This is a genomic window from Achromobacter sp. 46006 (genome assembly GCF_059761975.1).
Genome location: NZ_JCBANN010000018.1, coordinates 13,024 through 36,801, shown reverse-complemented (window position 1 = coordinate 36,801; position 23,778 = coordinate 13,024). Strand labels below are relative to the sequence as shown.

At 68.4% G+C, this 23,778-nt stretch carries 20 protein-coding genes; 12 read left to right on the top strand and 8 right to left on the bottom strand.

Translation table 11 applies throughout. The annotated features are described in order from the left end of the window. Positions 1–1,548, bottom strand: a complete 1,548-nt coding sequence (locus tag AC6LKG_RS11655; RefSeq protein WP_498164555.1) for an efflux transporter outer membrane subunit — start codon at positions 1,546–1,548, stop codon at positions 1–3. Beyond that, on the bottom strand, positions 1,545–3,071 hold the full coding sequence (locus tag AC6LKG_RS11650; RefSeq protein ID WP_498164553.1) for a PHA/PHB synthase family protein: 1,527 nt from the start codon (positions 3,069–3,071) through the stop codon (positions 1,545–1,547). Before AC6LKG_RS11650 ends, AC6LKG_RS11655 begins: the two co-directional genes overlap by 4 nt. A 227-nt stretch (positions 3,072–3,298) precedes the next feature. On the opposite strand from AC6LKG_RS11650, the gene AC6LKG_RS11645 reads away from it, so the two are divergent. Further along, positions 3,299–3,901 carry a TetR/AcrR family transcriptional regulator gene (locus AC6LKG_RS11645; protein WP_498164552.1) on the top strand — a complete coding sequence of 201 codons (603 nt, stop codon included), beginning with the start codon at positions 3,299–3,301 and terminating at the stop codon, positions 3,899–3,901. A 70-nt stretch (positions 3,902–3,971) separates the two neighbouring features. Continuing rightward, positions 3,972–5,600, top strand: coding sequence for an EAL domain-containing protein (locus AC6LKG_RS11640; RefSeq protein ID WP_498164550.1), 1,629 nt, complete (start codon positions 3,972–3,974; stop codon positions 5,598–5,600). Here the strand turns inward: AC6LKG_RS11640 and AC6LKG_RS11635 are convergent. Beyond that, entirely contained in the window at positions 5,595–5,789 is a 195-nt protein-coding gene (locus AC6LKG_RS11635; RefSeq protein ID WP_498164548.1) for a hypothetical protein, read from the bottom strand. The genes AC6LKG_RS11640 and AC6LKG_RS11635 overlap by 6 nt on opposite strands. A 98-nt stretch (positions 5,790–5,887) precedes the next feature. On the opposite strand from AC6LKG_RS11635, the gene AC6LKG_RS11630 reads away from it, so the two are divergent. Both AC6LKG_RS11630 and AC6LKG_RS11625 read left to right on the top strand, forming a co-directional pair. Beyond that, entirely contained in the window at positions 5,888–6,523 is a 636-nt protein-coding gene (locus AC6LKG_RS11630) for a hypothetical protein (protein ID WP_498164547.1), read from the top strand. Next, positions 6,523–6,756 (top strand): helix-turn-helix domain-containing protein, encoded by a 234-nt coding sequence (locus AC6LKG_RS11625; RefSeq protein WP_498164545.1) that lies wholly within the window; start codon positions 6,523–6,525, stop codon positions 6,754–6,756. The genes AC6LKG_RS11630 and AC6LKG_RS11625 overlap by 1 nt, the downstream gene beginning before the upstream one ends. A gap of 58 nt (positions 6,757–6,814) precedes the next feature. Here the strand turns inward: AC6LKG_RS11625 and kch are convergent, their stop codons facing one another. After that, entirely contained in the window at positions 6,815–8,026 is a 1,212-nt protein-coding gene (gene kch / locus AC6LKG_RS11620) for a voltage-gated potassium channel protein (RefSeq protein ID WP_498164543.1), read from the bottom strand. Between the two features lie 425 nt (positions 8,027–8,451). Beyond that, complete coding sequence (locus AC6LKG_RS11615) at positions 8,452–9,267, bottom strand: response regulator transcription factor (RefSeq protein WP_498164541.1); 816 nt, start codon at positions 9,265–9,267, stop codon at positions 8,452–8,454. Positions 9,268–9,920: 653 nt separating this feature from the next. On the opposite strand from AC6LKG_RS11615, the gene AC6LKG_RS11610 reads away from it, so the two are divergent. Beyond that, positions 9,921–10,316: a helix-turn-helix domain-containing protein gene (locus AC6LKG_RS11610; protein WP_498164540.1), complete on the top strand. Its 396-nt coding sequence runs from the start codon at positions 9,921–9,923 to the stop codon at positions 10,314–10,316. Here AC6LKG_RS11610 and AC6LKG_RS11605 read toward each other — a convergent pair. Next, a complete protein-coding gene (locus tag AC6LKG_RS11605) occupies positions 10,297–11,526 on the bottom strand; it encodes an acyltransferase family protein (RefSeq protein ID WP_498164538.1) in 1,230 nt (409 codons plus the stop codon). The two genes, AC6LKG_RS11610 and AC6LKG_RS11605, sit on opposite strands and share 20 nt — an antisense overlap. On the opposite strand from AC6LKG_RS11605, the gene AC6LKG_RS11600 reads away from it, so the two are divergent. The 4 genes from AC6LKG_RS11600 (at position 11,525) to AC6LKG_RS11585 (ending at position 14,112) form a co-directional block, all read left to right on the top strand. Then, entirely contained in the window at positions 11,525–11,668 is a 144-nt protein-coding gene (locus AC6LKG_RS11600) for a hypothetical protein (RefSeq protein ID WP_498164536.1), read from the top strand. The genes AC6LKG_RS11605 and AC6LKG_RS11600 overlap by 2 nt on opposite strands. Before the next feature lie 111 nt (positions 11,669–11,779). Continuing rightward, positions 11,780–12,310, top strand: a complete 531-nt coding sequence (locus AC6LKG_RS11595) for an META domain-containing protein (protein WP_498164534.1) — start codon at positions 11,780–11,782, stop codon at positions 12,308–12,310. Positions 12,311–12,482: 172 nt separating this feature from the next. Further along, positions 12,483–13,277 (top strand): DUF4377 domain-containing protein, encoded by a 795-nt coding sequence (locus tag AC6LKG_RS11590; RefSeq protein ID WP_498164532.1) that lies wholly within the window; start codon positions 12,483–12,485, stop codon positions 13,275–13,277. Between the two features lie 97 nt (positions 13,278–13,374). Beyond that, a complete protein-coding gene (locus AC6LKG_RS11585) occupies positions 13,375–14,112 on the top strand; it encodes a sulfurtransferase (RefSeq protein WP_498164530.1) in 738 nt (245 codons plus the stop codon). Between the two features lie 106 nt (positions 14,113–14,218). Here the strand turns inward: AC6LKG_RS11585 and metG are convergent, their stop codons facing one another. Both metG and AC6LKG_RS11575 read right to left on the bottom strand, forming a co-directional pair. Further along, positions 14,219–16,285: a methionine--tRNA ligase gene (gene metG, locus AC6LKG_RS11580; RefSeq protein ID WP_498164528.1), complete on the bottom strand. Its 2,067-nt coding sequence runs from the start codon at positions 16,283–16,285 to the stop codon at positions 14,219–14,221. Between the two features lie 222 nt (positions 16,286–16,507). Beyond that, positions 16,508–16,783 (bottom strand): hypothetical protein, encoded by a 276-nt coding sequence (locus AC6LKG_RS11575; RefSeq protein ID WP_343720329.1) that lies wholly within the window; start codon positions 16,781–16,783, stop codon positions 16,508–16,510. A gap of 101 nt (positions 16,784–16,884) precedes the next feature. Here AC6LKG_RS11575 and apbC point away from each other — a divergent pair, with 101 nt between their 5' ends. From apbC to AC6LKG_RS11560, 3 genes are read left to right on the top strand one after another with little or no spacing between them, the layout of a single operon-like run. Then, the gene (gene apbC, locus AC6LKG_RS11570) at positions 16,885–17,973 is read left to right on the top strand and encodes an iron-sulfur cluster carrier protein ApbC (protein WP_498164526.1); all 1,089 of its coding nucleotides are present in this window, start codon (positions 16,885–16,887) and stop codon (positions 17,971–17,973) included. A gap of 3 nt (positions 17,974–17,976) precedes the next feature. Next, complete coding sequence (locus AC6LKG_RS11565; protein ID WP_498164524.1) at positions 17,977–19,869, top strand: autotransporter assembly complex protein TamA; 1,893 nt, start codon at positions 17,977–17,979, stop codon at positions 19,867–19,869. Further along, positions 19,866–23,711: a translocation/assembly module TamB domain-containing protein gene (locus AC6LKG_RS11560; protein WP_498164522.1), complete on the top strand. Its 3,846-nt coding sequence runs from the start codon at positions 19,866–19,868 to the stop codon at positions 23,709–23,711. Before AC6LKG_RS11565 ends, AC6LKG_RS11560 begins: the two co-directional genes overlap by 4 nt. Positions 23,712–23,778: the final 67 nt, after the last annotated feature.

The window sequence follows — 23,778 nt, the reverse complement described above, 5'->3', positions numbered from 1 at the left end:
TCAGCGGCGCGGGGCGGTGGACGCGGCGCTCGCGCCGGCGGGGACGGGCGTGGGGCGCGCCGGGCTCGGCTCGGATGCCGCTTGCGGCGTGGAGGCGGCTGGCGCTGGCGGCGCCACCTGGGTGCCGCCGCCGAGCGCGGCATACAGCCCGACCCGGGCCGCGAGCAGGGCCCGGCGCGTCTGCACCAGTGTCTGCTGCGCCGCCAGCAGGTCGCGCTGGGCGTCCAGCACTTCCAGGTAAGGCGAGGCGCCGTGGTCGTAGCGCAGCTTGGCCAGGCGCGCGCGCTCCCCCTGCGCCGCCACGGTGGCGCGCAATACCTGTACCTGTTCGGCCAGCCAGCGGCGCGCCGACAGCGCATCGGCCACATCCTTGAAGGCGCCTTGGATGGCGCGCTCGTAACCGGCCACCGCCTGGTCGCGGCGAGCCTCGGCCAGGTCCAGGTTCGCGCCGCGGCGCCCGGCGTCGAAAAGGGGCAGGTCGAGGCTGGGCGCGAAATTCCAGGCGCGGCTGCCGGAGCCGAACAGCCCGTCCAGTTCGGCGCTGGCGCTGCCAAACGCGCCGGTCAGCGTGATGCGGGGAAAGAAGGCGGCACGGGCCGCGCCGATGTTGGCGTTGGCGGCGCGCAACTGGTGTTCGGCGGCGACGATGTCGGGCCGGTTGGACAGCAGGTCCGAAGGCAGCCCGGCCGGCAGGTCGCGCATCACGCTGTCATCGTCCAGGTCGGCGCGTGGCAATGGCAGGGCCAGCGGTTCGCCGGTCAGCAATTCCAGCGCATGGGCCTGCGTGGCGCGGGCCTGCTCCAGGTCGGCGCCGAGCGCCCGCGCCTGTTGCCACAGCGTTTCCACCTGGGTCAGGTCCAGCTTCGAGATCGATCCCACCTCGAACCGGCGGCGAAAGATGCGCAGCGATTCTTCGCGCGAGGCGATGGTCGCGCGGGTCAATGCCAGCCGCTCGTCCAGTTCGCGCAGCGACAGATAGCTGTCCGCGACTTGCGTCACCAGGCTGAGCGTGGCGGCCTTGGCGGCGGCCTCGGAGGCAAGGTAGTTCTCGAGCGCGGCGTCCTTGAGGCTGCGTACGCGGCCCCAGAAGTCCAATTCCCAGGCCGCCATGCCCACGCCTGCCTGGTACTGGCTGGCCACTTGCGGCTGGCCGGTGAGGGTCAGGTCGCCCGGGGTGCGGGCGCGGGTGCCTTCGGCCTGCGCACCGAGCGTGGGGAACTGGTCGGCGCGCTGGATGCCGTAGAGCGCGCGCGCTTCCTCGACGCGCAGCAGCGCCACGCGCAGGTCGCGGTTGTGCGTCAGGGCGGCGTCGATCAGGCCCTGCAGCACGGGATCGGTGAAGTAGTCGCGCCAGTCGACCCGCGCCGCGTCGCGTGCCGCGGCGCCGGCGGCGGTGGAGGCGGCCGGGTCGGGATAGACGGCTGCCACCGGCGCCGCCGGCCGCACATATTGCGGCGCCATCGACACGCAGCCCTGCGCCAGCAGCGTGGCCAGGATAGCCGGCGCCAGTCGGGCGGCGCGCCATTGCGCGAGAGGGCGGCGGGTCATGCTCGGGTCTCCGTGACGTAAATGCCGGGCGCATCGTCCAGCGCCGGATAGCCTCTGCGCGCGGCGCCAAGGGCGGGCGGCCTGACCGGCTTGCCGGACTGCTCGTTCAGCCAGGCGACCCAGTGCGGCCACCATGAGCCTTCGTGCGACGTGGCGCTGGCCAGCCACGCGTCGGGCGTCAAGGCCGGCTCCCCCGCCGCGCGCAACCGGCTGCGGAAGTGCCGCCGCGGATGTCCCGGCTCGCTGACGATGCCGGCGTTGTGGCCGCCGTTGGTCAGCACGAATGTCAACGGCGCAGGCGCCAGGCCGTGCAGCTTGTAGACCGACCGCCATGGCGCGACGTGGTCGGTTTCGGTGCCGACGCAGAATATCGGCAGGCGCAGGTCATGCAGCCTGACCGGACGGTCGTCCACGCAATAGCGGCCGGCGGCCAGCTCGTTGTCCAGGTACAGGTGACGCAGGTACTGGCCATGCATGCGCGCCGGCATGCGGGTGGCATCCGCATTCCAGGCCTGCAGGTCGTTCATGGGGCGGCGCTGGCCCAGCAGGTATTCCGAGATCATCGGCGACCACAGCAGTTGCTGGGCGCGCAGCAACTGGAACGCGCCGCTCATCTGCCGTGCAGGGAAATAGCCCAGCGACGCCATTTCCGCTTCCAGCAGCGCCACCTGGAAGGGGTCGATGAACAGGCCCAACCGGCCGGGCTCGCTGAAGTCGGTCTGCGCCGCCAGCAGGCTCAGGCTGGCCAGGCGCGAGTCGCCGTCGCGCGCCATGGCGCTGGCGGCAATGGCCAGCAGCGTGCCGCCCAGGCAGTACCCCACCGCATGCACCGCCGCGCCGGGCACGATCGCCCCGATCGCCGCCAACGGCTCGCGCACGCCCAGGCGCAGGTAGTCCGCCATGCCCTGGTCGCGGTCCGCGGCCGTGGGATTCTTCCAGGACACGCAGAACACCGTGTAGCCCTGGTCGACCAGATAGCGGATCAGGGAGTTGTGCGGCGACAGGTCCAGCACGTAGTACTTCATGATCCAGGCCGGCACGATGAAAATGGGCTGCGGCCGCACGCGCCCGGTCGTGGGGCGGTACTGGATCAGTTCGGCCAGGGCATTGCGCAGCACCACCTTGCCTGGCGTGGCAGCGACTTCATGGCCGGGGCGGAAGCGCTCGGCGCCATCTGGCGGCTGCCCGCAGCATTGGCGCAGGCCGTCCTCCCAGGCGTAGCGGACGCCGCGCAGCAGGTTGGCGCCGCCTTCGCGCAGGGTCTGGCGCCATACCAGGGGGTTGGTATAGGGGTTGTTGTCGGGGGCCAGGGGTTCCAGCCACAGGCGTGCCGCGAACGCCGCCAGCTCGCGCTGGTGCGCATCCGCCAGGGGCAGCGCGCCAGCCCACGCGTCCCAGCCCTGCTGCGCCAGCTCGAAACCCTGGCGCCACAGCGCGAACGGCCATTGTTGCCAGGCCTCGTCGGCGAACCGGCTTGCATCTTGCGCAGGCTGCGGGGTCGGCGGCGGGGGCGTGATCGGCATGGGGGCTCCGGGTTGCACGGGCGGCGGGAGTGCCGCGCATGGAACGGTTTGTCGCGCCACCGGGCGGGTCGCCTGGGGTCGGACAAATCCGACTTCGTAATCATTGTGCCGCCGCCCTCCTGATCAATCCTTGATCAGGATCAAGTTAACGACTGACTGGTCGGTTTTTAATGGGCGATGGGCGGACGGTTTGACCGGCGCGCCCATTCGCACAGGGAGCAGTGGTGATGAGCACGCAACGTCTACGTCTGCCTTCGACCGTGCGCGTCGGGCAGATTCTTGACGCCGCGTTGCAGGAGTTCTCGGCCGCCGGCTATGCCGGCGCACGCATGGATGACATCGCCTTGCGCGCGGGCTTGTCCAAGGGCGGCCTGTACGCGCACTTCTCCAGCAAGGAAGAGGTGTTCGAGGCCCTGCTGGCGCGCTACCTGAGTCCGCCGCGGATCGACGCGTGCGCCCTGGTCGACGGGTCGGACACGCCTCGCCACCTGGCCGAGCGCGTCGTCAGTCACCTCCATGCCAGCCTGGCGAATCCGGCCATGATTGCCGCCATGCGGCTGCTGCTGGCAGAGAGCGCGCGCGTGCCGCACCTGGCGCGGCGCTGGCGCCAGGCGACCGTCGACGCGCACCTGGCCGATATCGCGCAATTGCTGGCGTTGGCGCGCGAGCGCGGCCTGTGCGGCGACGGCCCGGCGCTGCGGCATCCCTGGTTGCTGCTGTCGCCGGTGGTGCATGCCATCTTCATGGCGATGCTGCCTGGGCCGGACGAGCGCCTGAACCTGCCGGAAAGGCGCGAGGCGCATGTGGCGATGATCTGCCAATTGCTGTAGGGAATGGCGTGGACCTGCGGCGCGCCATTGCCGCCTGGCGGCGGTAGCGGCCAGGATGCGCGGCAGAGGCATGGCCCTGTATCCTTTCATCCATTCCATCATCGAAAGCAGCGAGGGCGATTTGCCTACCTCAGGAATGACGGTCCGCGTACCGTCCTGGCGCTATTTCCCGGTGGCCCTGGCCCTGGTGCTGCCTGTGCTGGGCTGCATCGGCTGGACCTGGCTGCACGCGCTGAACAGCGAACGCGCCCAGGCCGCCACGGCGGGGCGGATCGTACGGGTCCAGACCGAGCAGATCCTCACGAACGCGCTGGACATCCTGCCGCGGGTCGCGGCCCTGGCCGCGCAGCCCTGCCAGGCCGTGCATGCCAACCTGCTGCGTTGGGGCACGCTCAACCCTTATTTCCATTCATTGCTGCTGGTCAGGCGCGATCGCATCTATTGCTCGTCCGTGCTGGGCGACGTCGACTACGACACCGGTACGTTCCCGCGCTGGCCGGCGGGCACACCGCCCACGCAATGGTTCGTCAGTGTGGCAGGGACTCCCCTGGCCCCCGAGCGGCCCGCCCTGCTGCTGGGCATGGCGGGGGAGGCCGGTCGCGGCGGTGTGGTGGTGATCGACGGCCGCTATGTGCAGGATCTGCTGAACGCGGTGTCGTCGCTGGGGGTCTATCAGTTGGAAGTCACGCTGGGACGCGGCACGCCCATCCGCAGCGAGGCCTGGAGCGATTCGGCCTCCGAACGGCTGTTCGAATCGACCGAGACGATTGCCGGTCGCGATGACCTGAGCGTCCGGGTGATGGCGCCGGCCGAGACCGTGGTGCGCGCCTGGCAGCAATTGTTGATCGCCTACCTGCCGGTCGCCCTGCTGTGTGGCGCCTTGCTGGCCATCGGCGCCTACCGCCTGCAAGTGAATCGGCAATCGTTCAAGGAACAACTGCGCCGCGCCATGCTGGCCGACGAATTCCACGTCGAGTACCAGCCGGTGTATGGCCTGGCCAACGGCCGCTGCGAGGGCGTCGAGGCCTTGCTGCGCTGGACCCGTCCCGGCGTGGGGCCGGTGCGTCCCGACATCTTCATCGCGGCGGCCGAAGCCGAAAACATGATCGTGCCGCTGACGCAGCACCTGCTCCGGCTGATCCGGCGCGACATGCAGGCCTGGGTCACGCCGCCGGACTTCCACATCGCCGTCAACGTGGCGCCCGAGCACTTGTCCAGCCCGGCGCTGGTGCCTGATGTGCAGGCCTTCCGCGCCGCCGTCCGGCCGTCGTTGATGGTGCTGGAGATCACCGAGCGCAGTCTGATCACTGACAACGGCCAGGCCCGCGCCAACATCGATGCGCTGCGCGCGCAGGGCGTATTCGTGGCCATCGACGATTTCGGCACGGGCCATTGCTCGCTGTCATACCTGCAACGCTTTCCGGTCGACTATCTGAAAATCGACAAGGGTTTCGTGCATGCCATCCAGCCCACCGGCGAAGAGACCCCGGTGCTGGACGTGATCATCACATTGGCGCATCGCCTGGGCCTGGCAGTGGTGGCCGAAGGCGTTGAAACGCCGGATCAGTTCAACTACCTGACGCAGCGCGGTGTGGCGTTCATCCAGGGCTACCTGTTTGCCCGGCCCATGCCATCGGCCGATTTCGTGCGGTGGTATGCCGAGAAAGCGGCACAGCCGCCGGTGCCCGCGGCGTCATAGCGCGCGCGGCAGGGTCAATAGCGAAAAGCGGATTCCCAGCGACCACAGCACGCTGCCGCGCCCACCCTGCGCGACGGCCGTGCCTTGGCGGGGCCCTTCGCCGGGGCCGGCAACGCGGCCGCACGGGGCTGAAAACACGAAGCAAAGCAGCACGGCGAGCAGCGATCCTACGGCAATGGATACGCGCATGTTTTCCTCTTTTGGGATAAAAAATTATTGTAAAACGATAAGTTATCGCTACAATACAGAAAGTTAATTCCCTCAAGCAACATCGTCCGGAGACCGCCATGACCGTCGCGCCGACCTTTTCATCCGCTCCGCAGGCCTCGTCACCCGCCAACGGCGCGCGGCGGCTGGCCCGCATTCGTGGGCTGTCGCGCTGGATGCGTGTTCTGCTGGTCATTGCCGCGGCGTCCCTCGTCGCGGCACTGATCGGCATATGGTTCTTCACATCCGAGGCCGTGCTGGCCCGCGGCCTGTATTCCTTTCTCAACGTCACGGCGCCGACCTATGCGGAACCGGTCGCGCCCGTCACGTTGCCGCATCTGAACCTTGGGCCTGCGTACCGGGTATTGGGCTTTGCCTTGTTCGGAGTCGTGGCGGCCTTGGCATTGCGCGCCATCGCCCATGCCCACGCGATGTTCTCCGACTTCAGCCGCGGCGATGTGCTGACCGTGGCCACGGCCCGGCGTTTGCGCGGCATTGCCTTGCTGGTCACGGTGTTCAGCATCGCGGTGCCGGCCCTGAAAACCGTATTGATGTTGGCGCTCACGCTGGCCAATGGGCCGGGCGGGCGCTACATGATGGTCGGCATCGACATCAGCGACATCCTGCTCGGCTTGCTTGGCGGCCTGTTGTTCACGCTGGCCTGGGCGATGGAAGAGGCGGCCCAGGTCGCGGAAGAGAACCGGGGATTCATCTGATGGCGATCATCGTACGGCTGGATGTGATGCTGGCGCAGCGCAAGATGAAGGCGCGCCAACTGGCCCAGGAGATCGGCATTACCGAGCCGAATCTGTCGCTGCTCAAATCGGGCAAGGTCAAGGGCATGCGCTTCGATACGCTGGAGCGCATCTGCGAAGTGCTGCAATGCCAGCCCGGTGACCTGCTCGAATATCAACCGGACCCGGCGCCGGGCGGCGTGGCCCCCGACTGAAGCCACCCCCGCTTTGCGGCTTTCCGCCGCGCGCAATGACCTGAAGAACCGTGCCGCGTCAGCCGGCCTTGGCCTGGGGCGCGGCCTTGGCGAAGAACAGGTCGGTGATCGACTGGCTGTCCAGCGGCTCGCCGTTGATGGTGCGGGCCAGCAGTTCGGCGCCCAGCAGTTGCACCGAAAACACCAGGTCGGGCCGCACCCGCCGGATCTTCTCCAGGTGCTTGCTGGTGTTGACCAGGGCCACCGTCTTGGCGCCCTGCTCGCCGCAGGCCTCCTTGGCGGCCAGTACGATGAACGCGTTTTCCGCGTCGTCCGCGCGTAGCGCCAGGACGTAGCGCGCGCGGGTGACGCCGGCGCTGCGCAGCACTTCGACGCTCGAGGGGTCGCCCTCGATCAGGTCGGTGGCCGCGGGGTATTCCTGCGGCACGCCCGGCGGCACGATGACCGTGACCTCGTCGCCACGGCGGCGCAGGCCGTCGTAGACGCTCAAGGCCAGAGGGGTGGCGCCGGCGATGATGATGTGGTTTTTTCTCATGGCGTTGGAAAACCGGCCCTTGACCAGCCGCTTCAGGTTGCCGCCGATCACCGGGCCGGCGATCGCGCTGATGGAGGTGGCAAAGACGGTGATGCCAAGAATGATAATCGACGCGGTGAACAACCGCGCCGCGTTGCTGTGAGGGGTGATGTCGCCGTAACCCACCGTCGACATCGAGACGATGGAGAAATACAGGGCGGTGGCGGCGTCCTTGATCGGCGGGTTGAATTCCTCGCCTAGGTAGAGCGTGCCGAAGATCGCATAGATCAGCAGCGATAGCATGCTGACCAGGGCAAACAGCGAGCCGGCGGTGACGCTGGCCCGGTCGAAGCGGCGCCAATAGGCGATCAGCGCGATCACCAGCACCAGCGTATAGATGCCCAGGCCGGCGCGCCCGCTTTCGCCCAGGATGGCGAAGGTGCCCACGCCGATCAGCAACACCAGCGAGAAAGCCCAGGCAATGCGCGCCTTGAGGATCAGGCCGAGGGCGATGACCTGCAGGCCGACGCCCAGCACCAGCCGTGGAATTTCCAGCAGGCCCACCACCTGCATCACGTCGCGCCAGTTGTCCAGCGCCAGCCAGAACGAATACTCGCGCGCGCGGACTTCGCGCAGCACCGGGTGCATGAAGGCGTAGCCGTCCAGCGCCACCAGGATGGCAAGGCACCAGTTGGGGGGAATCAGGGCGAGCAGACGGCGCAGGCGGCGCGCGGGGCCGGTCAGGGGATTGGGCATGTCAGGGGCATCCTTTGCCTGCATTCTATAGGCCCGCGCGGCGGGCTTGCTATATCCAATATGTATAGAAGGCTATCAACAAAGAATTACTTGAATCGCGTCCGAGGTCCTAAACTTTCTTCATCACGCAGCTATCCGAAAGGAACGCCGCTGATACGGGCGACAAGCCCGCCAGTTGCAGAGGCGGACGAAATCCCCGGGCGTTATCACGCTGCAGCTTGGGCGGGGACTAGAGACCCCGGCCGGGCTCACGGTTCAGTCCGTGCGTGAGCAGTATGAGGCACGAATGTTGGAATCGCGTGATCCAGGTAGAAGGCATCAGTGCCGGCTGATGACTCCAGGCTCACGTGTTGTTTTAGCGCGGCGTCTTACCTTCGGGGCAGCGCCGCGTTTTTTTCGCCCGTCGCCGGCCGATCGTTAGCGTATCAGTAAGTGGGCGCGTTCGCATCCACCGCGTTGCGCCGCCAGGTCCCCAGGCCTTCCGGACCACTCTCTTCCCCCCCCTCCCGCGGTTCCACTTCCAGCGCGATATCCGCCGCGAACATATAGCCCCAGCCATGCACAGCCCGGATCGGCAGCGTCATGTGGTGGCTGGCCGCCTTGCGCCGCAGGCGGCTGATCATCACATCGACGAAGCGGCGCCGCGTAATGGCGCCGTCGGCGTACTCGGCGCCGTCTGGATAGAACGCGTCGCGGCTGACCTTGCGATCGGGCGCCTTGACCAGGCGCGTCAGGAAATCGCGCTCGCCGGTGGTCAGCCCCAGGCTGCGGCCGGTGGGGCTGATCAGCGTCCAGCCCTTGTTGGCGAGCCGCCAGGATTCCTGCAGCGGTTCCTCGGGCTGCGGATCGGCGGCCGGATCGGACAGGTCCAGGCCGACGGCGCGCCTTACCAGCGCCTGCAGCACCGCCGCCAGCTCCAGTCCGGTCACTTCCGGGGGCAGGCAGGCGTCGGCGCCGCAAAGCAAGGTGCGGATGCGGCTTTCCTCGGTGTCGAACGGCGCGATGGCGACAATGCCCAGGCTGCGGTCGATCGCGCGCAGGCGCACCGCGGCATTGTGGATATCCGGCAGTGGGGCTTCCAGGATGATCAGCGGACTGGGCCGGCGCGAATAACGGTCGTAGAGGTCGGCCAGGTCGTGGCAACGCCGCACGCTGAAGCCCAGGTGGGACAGGGCCTCGACCAACCGCGCATGGCGGGTATCGGCCTGGCCCAGAAAGATGACATCCAGGGTGTTGTTCATGGATGCCCGCCTGCGCATGCGCCTGCGACCCCCCGATCCTTGCGTGTCATGCCCCTCTCCCTGTGCTGCGCCATCATGTGGCGGCATATGGCGATGTTGTCTGGTGGCGGGCGAAGGTCTTGAACAATTCTGGGCGGCGCTTGGCCGAGCGTGTTGCGCCCTGGCCGCCGCTGGTCCGATTCCGCATGGAAGTCACGCCCGTGTTTCATTTAAACACGGGCGTGTTTTTTTGTGAAGATACGTTTCTGTAGTTTCTGCTGGTAACAGTGGTGATGGCGGGCATCACGGCGAAGCGCTTGAAACACTGTTTGTTTGTGCAGTTGTGGCCGCGAGATATTAAATATTACCGATACATTATTTTCTATTTCTGAATGGCGAAAAGCCATAAACTCGGGCGCGGTTTTAATTGCGGCGGCCGCCAGCCCGGATGCCAGGCGAGGGCGCTGAGCGGTGCGCTCGGGGCAGGCGCAAACCGCTGATAGCAATGGATTTTTTCGGCAGCGCCAAGACCATGGGCGGGGGCGGGCAGGCAGCCTGTCGGGCGGGCCGGAAGGGGCGGCGGCGATTTACGGATTAGCCCGGGAATTGGGGTGTAAACCGTTTATTTGGCGGCAGTATTGAGATGTTTTAATCAAATAAATAAATTCATATTAATGTCTCGGGTTGATCGATTGGACACGTTTAGCCATCGTCTGCGCAATGCAAGAATGCTTCAGGGATGGACACAGAAGGACTTGGCAGTCGCGAGCAACCTGTCGCAAAGCGCCATCGGCAACTATGAAAGCGGCCAGCGCCAGCAGCCTTCCAGCGAGGCCCTGATCAAGTTGACCCGGGCATTGCGGGTCAATCCCATGTGGCTCAGCACCGGCGAAGGGCCGATGCTCAATCCCGGTTACACCGAACCCGTCACCAGCGCCGGCGTGCTTCCGGCGCCGCCGCCCTGGCCGTTTGAAACCGTGTCATACGCTACCTATGCGCGTCTGAGCCAGCAGGAAAAGCGCCAAATCGAGCAGGTGCTGGCGGCATACATCAAGGCACGCGGCGAATAGTCGACGGCGCGCGCGGCATCGCCGCCACGGCGCCGCCGGCGGGACGCGGCCGCGCGCGTGGCGACGCCGCCAGCGCTGCATTGGCCGCCAGGGGCGCGCGCGCCATGGCCGGGTTGGAAGGCAGCGGCCCGGCTGTCGCCCGATCGGCCGGCGTGGCCGCGCGCAGGCGCCGCCGCAACCGTTCCACCGGATCGGCAATCAGTGCGTTCAGCAGTGCCGCGAAGCCGATACTGCCCGCAAGCACCAGGGTCATGAACATCGCCGGCTGGCGCAATTGCGTGTCGTCGAGCAGCCAGCCGAAGAACACGATGACCAGCGTGTGGCAGATATAGATCGGATAGCTCAGTTCTCCGATCACCTTGTCCAGGCGATAGCGCGACTGGAACAGGAAAGCCAGTGGCAACAGCGCGGCGAACAGCAGCACCGCCAGGCCGTCGCGTGCCGTTGGCGGCAGGGCAATGGAAAAATGCGCCAGCGCGTACAGCAGCAGCAGCGCGGTGCCGAGTTCGGGCAGCCGTGGCAGGCGCGCGCTCCAGGCCCGCCAGCGCGGCAGCAGGGCCTGGTGCGACAGCGAGCCAGCCAGGAACAGCGCCAGCTCGGTCGGAAAGAACCGGTAGGTCCACGGGTCGCTCCTGCCGATGCCGCTGGCCATCAACACCACGCGCAGCGCCAGCGAGGCCAGCAGCAGGAGCAGCAGGCGCCGCGGCGAATGCAGCACGAAGGGCGCGATCAGGTAGAAGCTCAATTCCACGCCCAGCGTCCAGGCCTGTGGCACCAGCAGGCCCTGGTACAGCGGTACGTCGCTATGCGCGAAGCTGCCGGTAAAGGCCAGCGCGCCGTGCTCGATGCCGAAGAACATCAGCCAATCCTGTCCCAGTATCAGCAGGTTCGACAGCGCCAGGAACACGGTCGCGGCCAGTGGCAGGCCGTCATAGATGCGCCAGAACGCGGACCCGCCGGCGCCGGCGTAGGCCAGCAGCGTCATCGCCGCCACCACCAGATAGACCGGATACAGGCGCAGCGCGCGGTTGGCGTAGAACCGGCCCGGCGCGCCCTGATAATGGTCGGTCGCGGTGAGCACGTAGGAAATCAGGAAGCCCGAGATCACGTAGAAAAGCTGGACCGCCAGGCGCCCGCCCACCAGCCAGTCGGTGGCGCCGCCGCCCACGTGGTCCAGCACGACGGACAGCGCCAGCAAGGTTCTCAGCATGCCCATCGCCGTGTCTCCGGAAAATGTTGTTGTCGTCGCCGAGGCCGTGGCCGGTCCGGCGCTAAGCGTCAATCGATTCTGCGCGTCGTCGCGGCCCGCCGCCATGCGGCATTCGATGCACGCCTTCCGGCTCGCGGTCTAGCGCGCCTGGCGCGATGTGCTGCTTTGGGACTCGGCTGTCGGAAGGAGGCGCGGGACGGACCCCGGTCATGGCGGTTACAGTCAGGGGTGTGTCTTTTCAGGAGTGCTGTCCATGTCTACTTTGCTGTCTACGCGATACCGTCTGGCCGGCGTCTGCGTGCTGGCCGTGGCGCTGGCGGGTTGCGCCGGATCGACCGGCGGCGCGCGCGCCCAGGGCGCGGCCGCCGCCAACGCGGCCAGCAGCGCCGATTCGCTGGCCCAGACAAGCTGGGAACTGGTGCGCTGGACGCAACCTGGCGGCGCCCTGCGCGAGATTCCACATGGCGACAATGGCGAACCGATCCGCCTGACGTTCCTGGCGCAGGGCAGGCAGTACCGGACCGAAGGTTTCTCGGGTTGCAATCGCTATATGGGCAGCTACCGGCTCCAGGGCGGCAAGCTGTCGATCGACGCTCGCGCCGCCACCCGCATGGCGTGCGTGCCGGCGGCCCGCGCCACACTCGAGAACGACTATCTGCGGGGCCTGGGCGCGGTCGACTCGTTCACGCTGGACAGTGGCGGCGCGCCGCGCCACCTGACCTTCAATCTGCGCGGCGGCGACGTCCTGGAGTTCGAGCGCCGCCAGGATCCGCCGACGCCCTGACGGCGAATACCGGCCCGCTTGCGCAACCACGGCGCGGTGGGTCCGGGGCAGGTGTTTCAGTGTGTTTTCCACCGCCGGGGCGTGGTCCGGGCCGCGCCTACAATGGGCGCTGTCCGCCTCTCGGCCAGCCCGACCGGGGGCGGCGCGCCCTGGTTTCTTGCGGGAGATTTGCATGTCCTTGTCCACTTCCTGGCGCTGGATCGCGCCGTGCGCGCTTGGCCTGGCACTGGCTGCCTGCGCGGCGCCGCCGCGTACCGCGGACGGGCGCGACCCGCGCTTGCAGCCGGCCGCCGCCTCGGACGTGCTGGCGCAGACCAACTGGGACCTCGCCCGCTGGACCCGCCCGGGCGGCGCGCTGCGCGAAATCCCGCATCCGTCGTCCCATTCGGTGCCGCTGACCATCGGCTTCATCCATGACCAGGGCGCCACGCGCGCAACCGGCTTTTCCGGCTGCAACACCTACAGCGCGCCCTACACCGTGGCCAACGGCCAGTTGATCATCCAGTCCACCCCGGTGGCGACGATGAAGGCCTGCGCGCCGGTGAACATGAAGCTGGAACAGGAGTTCCTGGCCGCGCTGACGCGCATCACCGCCACCGCGTTCGACAACACCAGCAACCCGCAGCGCGTGACCTGGGCCTTGAGCAACGGCGATACGCTGGATTTCGGCCGTCGCCTCGACCCGGTCGCCGGCGGCCAGGTGGGCGCGACCAAGCTGGTCTACGTCAACGCCGAACGCGTGCCGTGCAACGCGGGCGCCGGCCGCGCCATGTGCTACCAGGTGCGCGACACGCCGACACAGCCGTGGCAGCTCTGGTATGGCGACATCACCGGCTTCGATTTCCAGCCCGGCATCCGCTACCGCCTGCGCGTGGTCGAGGTCAGGGACCCGAATCCGCCGGCCGACGCCTCGGGCCTGCGCTGGGTGCTGGATACGGTGGTGGAACAGGAAATCGTGCGGCGCTGAGCCGGGGGGGGCGGGGGCCGCGCTTGACCCGCGACAAGCGGGCCGCGCGGGGCAGCGATTACTATTACGGCCTTCGCCGCTTTCGTCCCGCTTTGCCATGTCTTCCGTCGTCAATATCGCCGCCTACAAATTCGTCTCGCTGGACGCGCTGCCCGAACTGCGCGCCCGGCTGCTGGCCGAGGCCGGGGCGGCCGGGCTGAAGGGCACCATCCTGCTGGCCGAGGAAGGCATCAACCTGTTCCTGGCGGGCCAGGCCGGCGCTATCGACGGCTTTCTGCGCGACCTGCGCGGCGATGCCCGGTTCGCCGACCTGGAAGTGAAGTTCAGCCACAGTGCGCAAGTGCCGTTCCGCAAGCTGCTGGTGAAGATCAAGCGCGAAATCATCCGCATGAATCACCCGACGATCCGGCCCGAGGCCGGCCGCGCGCCGGGCGTGGACGCCAGGACGCTGGCGCGTTGGCTGGAACAGGGCGCCGACGACAACGGCCGCCCCGTGGTCATGCTGGACACGCGCAACGCCTTTGAAGTCGACGAGGGCACGTTCCGCGACGCCATCGACTGGCGCATCGACCGCTTCACACAGTTCCCGGCGGCGGTGCAGGCGCACCGCGCCGAACTGCAAGGCAAGACCGTGGTCAGCTTCTGCACCGGTGGCATCCGCTGCGAGAAGGCCGCGATCTACATGAATGAGGCGGGCATCGAGAATGTCTACCAGCTCGACGGCGGCATCCTCAAGTATTTCGAGGAAACCGGCGGCCCGGGGTTCGACGGCAAGTGCTTCGTGTTCGACGAGCGCATCTCGCTCGATCCGGCGCTGGCGCCAAGCAAGGACTGATCGCGCGCCGGCCGCTGGCGCCCTGCGCGGCGTGCCCTCCACGACGAAAAAGCCCGCCGAATTGATCGGCGGGCTTTTTCGTTAGGCGTATACGCGGATCGGGATATCAGCGCACGCGCATGCCGGGCTTGGCGCCGGGGAACGGTTCCAGCACGTAGATGCCGGCGTCGACCGCCTCGTCGGCGTGGCTGGCGGCCAGCACCATGCCTTCCGAGACGCCGAACTTCATCTTGCGCGGCGCGAGGTTGGCGACCATGACGGTCAGCTTGCCGATCAGGTCTTCGGGCTGGTAGGCCGACTTGATGCCGGAGAAGACGTTGCGGTGGCGGCCTTCGCCCACGTCCAGCGTCAGGCGCAGCAGCTTGGTCGAGCCTTCGACGTGCTCGCAGTTGACGATCTGCGCGATGCGCAGGTCGACGCGGGCGAAGTCGTCGATCGAGATGGTCTCGGCCAGCGGCTCGCCGCCGGGGATCACGGCGGGGGCGGCGGGCGGCTCGAACAGGTCTTCCAGCATCTGCGGCTCGACGCGCTGCATCAGGTGCTTGAACGGCGCCACGCGCTGCGGCAGCACGGCGGCGTCGGCCCAGGTGAAGTCGGCGTCGGCGGCGAACAGTTCGCGGGCGACGCGCTCGGCCAGGGCCGGCAGCACCGGCGCCAGCATCACCGACAGGGCCTTGAAGCCGGCCAGCGAACGCGAGCAGATGTCCTGCAATGCGGCCTTCTGCGCGTCGTCGGCGCTGGCGATGCCCTTGGCCAGCACCCAGGGTTGGGCCGTGTCGAAGGCCTGGTTGATGCGGTCGGCGTAGGCCATGATCTCGCGGATGGCGCGGTTGTACTCGCGCGCCTCGAAGGCGGCGCGGATCGATTCGGCCTGCGCGGCGTATTCGGCCGCCAGCGCGGCGGTGTCGCCCAAATAGGCCAGGGCGCCGTCGAAGTGCTTGGTGATGAAGCTGGCGGCGCGGCTGGCGATGTTGACGTACTTGCCGACCAGGTCGCTGTTGACGCGGGCGATGAAGTCTTCCGGGTTGAAATCCACGTCCTCGACCCGGGCATTGAGCTTGGCTGCGATGTAGTAACGCATCCATTCGGCATTCATGCCGAGTTCCAGGTAGCGCAACGGCGAGATGCCGGTGCCGCGGCTCTTGGACATCTTTTCACCGCTGACGGTGATGAAGCCGTGCACATTGACCGCGTCCGGCGTCTTGCGGCCGGCGAACTTCAGCATCGCGGGCCAGAACAGGGCGTGGAAGTAGACGATGTCCTTGCCGATGAAGTGGACTTGTTCGGTGCTGCCGGCCGGATCGAGCAGGGCGTCGAAGTCCAGGCCCTTGACTGCGCAGTACGACTTCAGCGAGGCCAGGTAGCCCACCGGCGCGTCCAGCCAGACGTAGAAGTACTTGCCCGGCGCGTCCGGGATCTCGATGCCGAAGTAGGGCGCATCGCGCGAGATGTCCCAGTCGCCCAGCTTGGCCTCGCCGTCCTCGGCGCCCAGCCATTCGCGGGTCTTGGCCAGCATTTCGGGCTGCAGGTGCTTGCCGCCACTGGCGTTGCTGCCGGTGGTCCATTGCTGCAGGAACTCGACGCAGCGCGGGTCCGACAGCTTGAAGAAGAAGTGGTCCGACGACTTCAGCACCGGCGTGGCCCCGGTCAGGGCCGAATACGGGTTGATCAGGTCGGTGGGCGCGTAGACCGCGCCGCAGACCTCGCAGGAATCGCCGTACTGGTCCTTGGCGTGGCACTTGGGGCATTCGCCCTTGATGTAGCGGTCGGCCAGGAACATGCCCTTGACCGGATCGTAGAACTGCTCGATGGAGCGGGTCTCGATCAGGTCCTGGGCCTTGAGCGCGCGGTAGATGTCTTGCGACAGCGCCACGTTCTCGGGCGAATCGGTGGTGTGCCAGTGGTCGAAGCGGATGTGGAACCCGTTCAGGTACTGCGGGCGTTCGGCGGCGTAGCGCGCCACCAGCGCCTGCGGCGTGATGCCTTCTTTCTCGGCCTTCAGCATGATCGGCGCGCCGTGCGCGTCGTCGGCACCCACGAAGTGCACCGTGTGGCCCGCCATTCGCATCGAACGGACCCAGATGTCGGCCTGGATGTATTCCATGATGTGGCCGATGTGGAAGGATCCGTTGGCGTAGGGCAGCGCAGTGGTGACAAAGAGAGTGCGAGACATGGTTGTCGGTCGAGGTTGAGGGGGAAGGATGGGTTGGCCGGCCATTTTAGGGCAATGGCGGCGATGCGCCTGTGGCGCCGGGGGGCGGACCCTTGAAACGACACAACCCGCCGGTTGCGCACGCGGGCGCCAGGCGGGTTGGGGAACAGCGAGCCGGTCGTTCGGCCACGGGGGCGCGGCGCGGGCCGCCGCGGGATGCGGCGGGCGCCGGCGATATGGCGCCTAGCGGACTTCGCGGGCCTCGACGTCGATCACGTCGCCGCGCGGCTGCGTGGCGAACGGGGCGGTGGCGGACTGGAACGGACCCGGACGGGCGCCCTGGCGCTGGCTCCAGTAGGCGCGAACGCCGAAAGGCTTGCCGCGCACCTTGGCGACCACGTACAGGATCGCCACGGCGATCGCCGTGGACAGCATGAAGACCAGCGCCATCGCCATGCCGATCAAGGCCAGGGCGGCAAACAACACGGCACGGAAGAAGCGGATAAGAGTATTGGTCATGAAGGTCGGATGCAAAACGCAGCGAAAGGTTCCCGTGTATCCGCTATCCTTTAGGGGATGGCGGCCCGCAGACGCCGCGCTGCCTACGGAACCATAGTGACATGAGTATAACGATAGAACACATCCGCGCCGCGCTGCGCGGCGCGCAAGACCCGAATACCGGCCTGGACCTGGGTGTTTCTGTAAAAGATCGTGACATTCGAATCGACGGCGCCCGCGTCACCGTGGCGCTGGAACTGGGCTACCCGGCCGACGCGGCGCGCGATCAGGTGCGCGCCATCGCGGGCGCGGCGCTGGAGGCTGCCGGCGTGCCCGGCGCCAACGTGGACGTGTCCTGGAAAGTAGCCGCGCACGCGGTGCAGAAGGGCCTCAAGCCGTTGCCCAATGTGCGTAACATTATTGCGGTCGCCTCCGGCAAGGGCGGCGTGGGCAAGAGCACCACGGCCGTGAATCTGGCCCTGGCGCTGGCCGCCGAGGGCGCCAAGGTCGGGCTGCTGGACGCCGACATCTACGGCCCCAGCGTGCCGACCATGCTGGGCATCTCGGGCCGTCCGGAAAGCCTGGACAACAAAAGCATGGAGCCGCTTACCGGCCATGGCTTGCAGGCCAACTCCATCGGTTTCCTGATCGATGCCGACGCGCCCGCCATCTGGCGCGGCCCCATGGTCACGCAGGCGCTCGAACAGTTGCTGCGCCAGACCAACTGGCGCGATCTCGATTACCTGATCGTCGACATGCCGCCGGGCACCGGCGACGTGGCGCTGACGCTGGCGCAGAAAGTGCCGGTGGTGGGCGCCGTCATCGTCACCACGCCGCAGGATGTGGCGCTGCTGGACGCGCGCAAGGGCCTGCGCATGTTCCAGAAGGTCGAGGTGCCGATCCTGGGCGTGGTCGAGAACATGGCCATCCACATCTGCTCGCAATGCGGCCATGCCGAGCACATCTTCGGCGAAGGCGGCGGCCAGCGCATGGCCGAGCAGTACGGCACGCCCTGGCTGGGCAGCCTGCCGCTGACGCTGGCGATCCGCGAGCAGACCGACGCCGGCACGCCGACCGTGGTGGCGGACCCGGGCAGCGAAGCGGCCGGGTTGTACCGCGCCATCGCCCGCAAACTGGCGGCCGGCGTTGCGGCGCTGCCCCGTGACATGGCCGGGAAATTCCCGTCCATCGTCGTGCAGCAGCCGTCGTAACGCATGCGGTGGGCGGCCCGGGCCTTCTTGGCTGGACTTTGCGTAGTGGCGGGCGATGCTGCGGCCAAGCGCCCGGAGATCATCGTGGACCCGGGCGGCGTGCCGCCGGCCGCGCTGCAGGCGATCACCGAGGCGGTGGGCGCCATCGCGCGCCTGGCTGAAGACCAGGACGGCGGCGAAATCAACCGCCTGCGGCGCCGCGCCCGCGACGCCACGCTGGCCGCGCTGGCCACGCAGGGGTATTTCTCGCCCACCGTCACACTTGAGGCCGGCACCGACATCGGCGGCGAAACCTGGGACATCGGCATCGTGCCGGGCAAGCGCACCACGGTGTCGTCCGTCGACCTGACCTTCACCGGCCGCATCACGCGGCCGGAATATGCCCAGCGGGTGCAGAAGCTGCGCGACGACTGGCTGCTCAAGCCGGGCCAGCCCTTCATCAACGCCGATTGGAACAAGGCCAAGTCGGCGTTGCTGGATGAAGTGTCGGTGCGTGATTTCATGCTGGCGCGCATGACGGCCTCCGAGGCCGAAGTGCAAGCCGACGCGGCCTCGGCGGCCTTGCGCGTCACTATCGACAGCGGGCCGCAGGTGCGCATGGGCGAGCTGAGCACCGAAGGGCTGGAACGGGTGCCGCCCAAGCTCATCACCCGCTATGTGCGTTATTCGCCGGGGGCGGTCTACGACCAGAACCGCCTCGACGAATGGCAGCAGGACCTGCAATCGACCGCGTTTTTCCGCGGCGCCTTTGTGTCGGTGCGCCAGCCGGGCGATGCCCAGCAGCCCGCCGAGCCCGCCAGCGACCGCGCCCGCGCGCCCGGCGCGGCCGATGTTGCGGAAGTCACCCCCGCTGGCGATCCCCTGGTGTCCGGGGCCTTGCCGCCGCCGCCGGCGAAGTACGATTCCGACGGCGAGGTGACGCTGCCGGTGCAGGTGCGCGTGGTCGAGGCGCCGCCCAAGCGCCTGTCGGTCTCGCTCGGCGTCGACGACGAGGCAGGGGTACGGCTGGAGTCGCTCTACCGCCAGAACGTGGTGTTCGGCCAGCCGGTGACCATGGAATCCGGTTTCAGCGTCGACCGCCTGCAGCAACGGGTCTACACCGACTTCCTGCTGCCGCCGACCGAGCGCGGCTATAAGGACTCCATCGGGGTGCTGGCGCAGCATTCCGACATCCAGGGCCTGGCGGTGACCCGCTACGCCCTGGGCGCCACCCGCAGCCAGGAGCGCAAGGGTGCCGGCGACAGCCGGGTCACCTACGAAACCCGCTGGGGCCTGCTGCTGGCGCACGACGACGTCAAGATCGACGGCGGCGACGAATATTCTCTGCCCACGCTGACCGCCACCGGCGAGTGGCTGCGGCGCGACGTGGACAACAAGTACGACCCGCGCGAGGGCAATCTGATCGCGCTGGGCGGTGGCGTGGGCGTGACGCTGGATACCGGCGAGCCCTACACCCGCGCCCGTTTCCGGGCCCAGAAATGGTGGCCGATCGGCAAGCTGGACGTGCTGACCGTGCGCGGCGAGGTCGGGCGGGTCTGGTCCAATGGCAACGTGCAGGTGCCGGACGATTTCGGTTTCCGTACCGGCGGCGCGCGCTCGATCCGGGGCTACAAGTACCAGAGCATCGGCCTCAAGCGCGACAAGGCCATCGTGGGGGCGCCCACGCTGGTGGTCGGCAGCATCGAGTACGACCATTACTTCAACGAACGCTGGGGCATGGGCGTGTTCGTCGATGCCGGCGACGCGGCGCAGTCGTTCGGCGACATGTCGCTGGCGGTCGGTTACGGCGTGGGCGCGCGGGTGCGCACGCCGGCCGGCCCGCTGTTCCTGGACGTGGCCTACGGCCAGCGCGAGCGCGACCTGCGCCTGCACTTCTCGCTGGGGATCGCGTTTTGACGGCGCTGCGCGGATTCCTGCGGCGCCTGTTGGTGTGGTGGCTGCCGGGGCTGGCGATGCTGGCGGTGCTGGCGTGCAGCTTCGTGTTCTGGCTGCTGGCCTCGCAGACCGGCACCCGGCTGCTGCTGACCACCGCCGCCCAGCAACTGGACGGCCAGGCGCTGGACGTGCGCGGCTCGGTCCTGCGCGGGCTGGACGTGGGGCGGCTCGACTTGAACATCAGCGGCACCCGCATCGGCATCAGCGACCTGCGCCTGAGCGTGCGTTGGCGCGCGCTGGGCAATCGCTTGCTGCACGTGCGCGAGATCTCGGCGGGCAACGTCGAAATCGCCCTGACCGCCAGCGACGAAGCCACCGCCAAGGGCGACGAGGAACCCTTCACCTTGCCGTCGTTGCCGGTGGATATCGCCGTGGACCGGCTGGCGCTGGGTGAATTCCATCTGCTGCAGGACGGCCAGCCGCTACCGGTCGAACTGGGCGACCTGAATGCCACTTTCGCCGCCGGCAAGCAGGGCGCGCAGCTGCGCATCGCCAATCTGCGCGTGGGCCACGAGGTCGGCCAGGCGCAACTGAGCGGGCAAGCCGAATTGCAGGGCCTGGCCGATCCCTGGCCGTTCGCCGCGCGGCTGGATGTGATGGCGCGCGGATCGGGCCCGGCCTCGCCGCTGTGCCAGGCCGATCAGTTGAGCGGCAAGTTCGCGCCGCCCGCGAAACCGCAAGAGGAAAGGCCCAAGGCGTCCGAGGCGGCCAAGCCCCGGGCCGGCAAGGCCAAGGGGGAATCCGCCAAGGCCGCCGCCGGCGCCAGGCCGTCCTCCGCCACGCCGACCGAGGGCGCCCAGGCTAAAACCACGGATGCGTTCGTCGGCCCGCCGGCGCCGGCCTGCCAGGTGATGTTGCAGGCCGATGCGGCAGGCTCGCTGGACGGCATCCAGGCCAAGCTGGATGGCACCGGCGCCGGTCTGGCGTTGGAGGTGATGGCCGATCTGGCGCCGCGCACGCCGCTGGTGCTGCGCAGCGCGCGGGCCGAGGTGCGGTTGCCGGACCAGTCGACGCTGTCGGCGCGCCTGGACCTGCGGGCCGTGGACGGCCAGCCGGGCCGTGACCGCATCGTCGGCACCGTTGGGGCGCGGCGCCTGGACCTGTCGCCCTGGCTGGGTGACGCGATTCCGCCGGCGATCGTCAGCGCCAGCGCGCAGTTGAGCGCCGAGTTCGAGAACCTCAGCCAGTTGCGCCAGGCCGCGATCGACCTGCGCTTCGAAGACGGCGCGCGCTGGAACAAGCAGGCGCTGGCGGGCGCGGTCAAGGCCCAGGTGGATATCGCCGCGCCCGCCGCCGGCCCGCAGGCCAGCGCCGTGGCACCGGGCCCCGATGCCGCGCAGCCAGTCCCCGATGCCGCGGTCAAGCCCGCCGCTGGTACGCCCGAAGCCGGTATGCCCGAAGCCGCCAAGCCCGCCGCTACCAAGCCCGAAGCCGGTACGCCCGCCGCCGATCTGCTGGCCGGACTGCGCATCCACGGCCTGGACGTCGATCTCAAGCTGGGCGCCAACCGGATCCGGGCGCAGGGCGAGATCGGCGAGGCCGACGGCGCGCTGACGCTGGACGCGCAGGCGCCGCAGCTGGATGCATTCTGGCCCGGCATTCCGGGCGGCGCCGACCTCAAGGGCAAGCTCGGCGGCACCATCGCTGCCCATAAGGCCGAGATCACCGCCGGCTACAACCCGCCCAAGCCGCGCCCCGGTGTGTTGGGCGAATCGCGGGCCCAGGCCACGCTCGCCTTCGCCGGCGGTTGGGGCAAAGGCGCACCGGGGGCGGCCGACGCAGCCCTGACCGGTTGGCGCGGCACGGTTTCGCGCCTGACGGCCGACAGCGCCGGCTTCACCGTTTCGGTCGACCGGCCCGTGGCGCTGTCTTACCTGCCGGCGGCGGTGGCGCCGCAATGGCAGTGGCAGGTGGGCCAGACCGTGCTGGGGGTGGCCCTGCCGGGCAAGGAAAAACTGGCGATCGCGCACAAGGGGTCGCGCGGCGACGCCAAGCGCTGGGAAACCGCCGGGCAGGCCGACAACCTGGTCATCACCGCCGCGATGGCGCGGCAGGTGATCGCCGCCGTCGACCCGGAGGCCGCGGCCAAGATGAACAAAGGACCGAAGCGCGTCAATGCTACGGTGGCGGAAAGCCAGCGCCGCATCGCGCTGGACGCGTCCTGGGACCTGAAATTCGACGGCCGCCTGGCCGGCCGCGCCCGCATCGCGCGGCGCGACGGCGATCTGCTGATCCCGGGCGACCCGCCGGTGCCGCTGGGGGTGAAGGCGCTGGTGCTGGACCTGACCGCCACGCCGACCTCGGCCAACGCCAGCCGGCTGGACGCCAAGCTGGACTTGGCCACCGACAAGATGGGCAAGATCGCCGGCAATGGCACGGCGGTGCTGGCGGTGGACGCCAAGGGCGGCATGGCGCTCGATCCGCGCCAGCCGATCCGCGCCAGGCTGGATGCGGATATCACCGATCTGGCCTGGGTCGGCCTGTTCGTCGGCGACTCCATGGAGGTCGGCGGCCAGGTCAAGGCCAACCTCGAAGCCCAGGGCACGCTCAGCGGCAAGTGGAGCGCGAGCGGCGCGATCCGCGGCGACAAGCTGCGCGTGGTGCGCATCGACGACGGCGTGCGCCTGATCGACGGCACGCTGGCGGCGCGGCTGGACGGCGACAAGCTGGTGCTCGACAGCCTGCGTTTCCCGGCCTCGCTGCGCGTGATGCCGGCCGAATGGCGCACCAAGGAGTGGATCACCAACGACCCCGGCGCCAAGGGCGGCTATGCCGAAGCCAAGGGCCAGTGGAACCTGATCGACGGCGGCGGCAACGTGCGCCTGACGCTGTACCGCTTCCCGGCGTTGCAGCGCTCCGACCGTTATGCCATGGTGTCCGGCACGATCGACCTGACCGCCGCGCTGCCGCGCATCGACATCGTCGGCGACCTGAAGGCGGACGCCGGCTGGTTCAGCCTGGAGATCCTGCAGGGCGTGCCGTCGCTGGACGACGACGTCAAGGTGCGGCGCCCCGGCGACAAGCCCGGCGCCGTGTCGACGCCGTTGCAGACCAGCATGAACCTGAAGTTCGACATGGGGCCGCGCTTTTACATCACTGGCATGGGGCTGGACGCAGGCCTGCTCGGATCGATCCAGATTCTGCTGAACGACGGCCGCCTGACCGGAGTGGGGGCGCTGCGTACCCGTGGCGGCGGTATCGAGGCCTACGGTCAGAAATTGCGGCTGCGGCGCGGCACGCTCACCTTCCAGGGCCGCCTGGACAATCCGCTGCTGGACATCGAGGCGCTGCGCACCGGCGAACAGGTCGAGGCCGGCGTCAAGGTGGTGGGCACCGCGCAGCGCCCGCGCATCGATCTGGTGTCGTATCCGGACGTCAGCGACGTCGAGAAGCTGTCGTGGCTGCTGCTGGGCCGGGGGCCCGACGAAAGCGGCAGCGACGCGGCCTTGCTGCTGTCGGTGGGCACGGCCCTGCTGGGCGGCGGCGAACCGTTCTACAAGCAGTTCGGTCTGGATGATGTCAGCGTGCGCACCGGCAACCTGGGCAGTTCGGGCAGCATCCTGCCCGACCGCACCGTGGCCGGCGACGTCAACCGCGACAGCGACAGCCAGTTGGCCACGCAATTCCTGGTGGCCAGCAAGTCGTTCGCCAATGGCATCACGCTCAGTATCGAGCAGGCGCTGGCCGGCAGCGATACCGTCGGCCGGGCCAGCTACCGGCTGGCGCGGGGGCTGTCGCTGGACCTGAAAGGCGGCTCGGTCAACGGCATCGCGCTGGTGTACCGCACCTTCTTTGGCGATTGAGGCCCGCCGCCGTTCCGTCCCCGTTGGGGGGCGGGGCGGCGCTCGGGATAAAATGACGCCCATTTCA

Bases quoted from the DNA above. Each gene is read 5' to 3' on its own strand.
- AC6LKG_RS11655 (WP_498164555.1), bottom strand. From the start codon at position 1,548: ATGACCCGCCGCCCTCTCGCGCAATGGCGCGCCGCCCGACTGGCGCCG.
- AC6LKG_RS11650 (WP_498164553.1), bottom strand. From the start codon at position 3,071: ATGCCGATCACGCCCCCGCCGCCGACCCCGCAGCCTGCGCAAGATGCA.
- AC6LKG_RS11645 (WP_498164552.1), top strand. From the start codon at position 3,299: ATGAGCACGCAACGTCTACGTCTGCCTTCGACCGTGCGCGTCGGGCAG.
- AC6LKG_RS11640 (WP_498164550.1), top strand. From the start codon at position 3,972: ATGGCCCTGTATCCTTTCATCCATTCCATCATCGAAAGCAGCGAGGGC.
- AC6LKG_RS11635 (WP_498164548.1), bottom strand. From the start codon at position 5,789: ATGCGCGTATCCATTGCCGTAGGATCGCTGCTCGCCGTGCTGCTTTGC.
- AC6LKG_RS11630 (WP_498164547.1), top strand. From the start codon at position 5,888: ATGACCGTCGCGCCGACCTTTTCATCCGCTCCGCAGGCCTCGTCACCC.
- AC6LKG_RS11625 (WP_498164545.1), top strand. From the start codon at position 6,523: ATGGCGATCATCGTACGGCTGGATGTGATGCTGGCGCAGCGCAAGATG.
- kch (WP_498164543.1), bottom strand. From the start codon at position 8,026: ATGCCCAATCCCCTGACCGGCCCCGCGCGCCGCCTGCGCCGTCTGCTC.
- AC6LKG_RS11615 (WP_498164541.1), bottom strand. From the start codon at position 9,267: ATGAACAACACCCTGGATGTCATCTTTCTGGGCCAGGCCGATACCCGC.
- AC6LKG_RS11610 (WP_498164540.1), top strand. From the start codon at position 9,921: ATGTCTCGGGTTGATCGATTGGACACGTTTAGCCATCGTCTGCGCAAT.
- AC6LKG_RS11600 (WP_498164536.1), top strand. From the start codon at position 11,525: ATGCCCATCGCCGTGTCTCCGGAAAATGTTGTTGTCGTCGCCGAGGCC.
- AC6LKG_RS11605 (WP_498164538.1), bottom strand. From the start codon at position 11,526: ATGCTGAGAACCTTGCTGGCGCTGTCCGTCGTGCTGGACCACGTGGGC.
- AC6LKG_RS11595 (WP_498164534.1), top strand. From the start codon at position 11,780: ATGTCTACTTTGCTGTCTACGCGATACCGTCTGGCCGGCGTCTGCGTG.
- AC6LKG_RS11590 (WP_498164532.1), top strand. From the start codon at position 12,483: ATGTCCTTGTCCACTTCCTGGCGCTGGATCGCGCCGTGCGCGCTTGGC.
- AC6LKG_RS11585 (WP_498164530.1), top strand. From the start codon at position 13,375: ATGTCTTCCGTCGTCAATATCGCCGCCTACAAATTCGTCTCGCTGGAC.
- metG (WP_498164528.1), bottom strand. From the start codon at position 16,285: ATGTCTCGCACTCTCTTTGTCACCACTGCGCTGCCCTACGCCAACGGA.
- AC6LKG_RS11575 (WP_343720329.1), bottom strand. From the start codon at position 16,783: ATGACCAATACTCTTATCCGCTTCTTCCGTGCCGTGTTGTTTGCCGCC.
- apbC (WP_498164526.1), top strand. From the start codon at position 16,885: ATGAGTATAACGATAGAACACATCCGCGCCGCGCTGCGCGGCGCGCAA.
- AC6LKG_RS11565 (WP_498164524.1), top strand. From the start codon at position 17,977: ATGCGGTGGGCGGCCCGGGCCTTCTTGGCTGGACTTTGCGTAGTGGCG.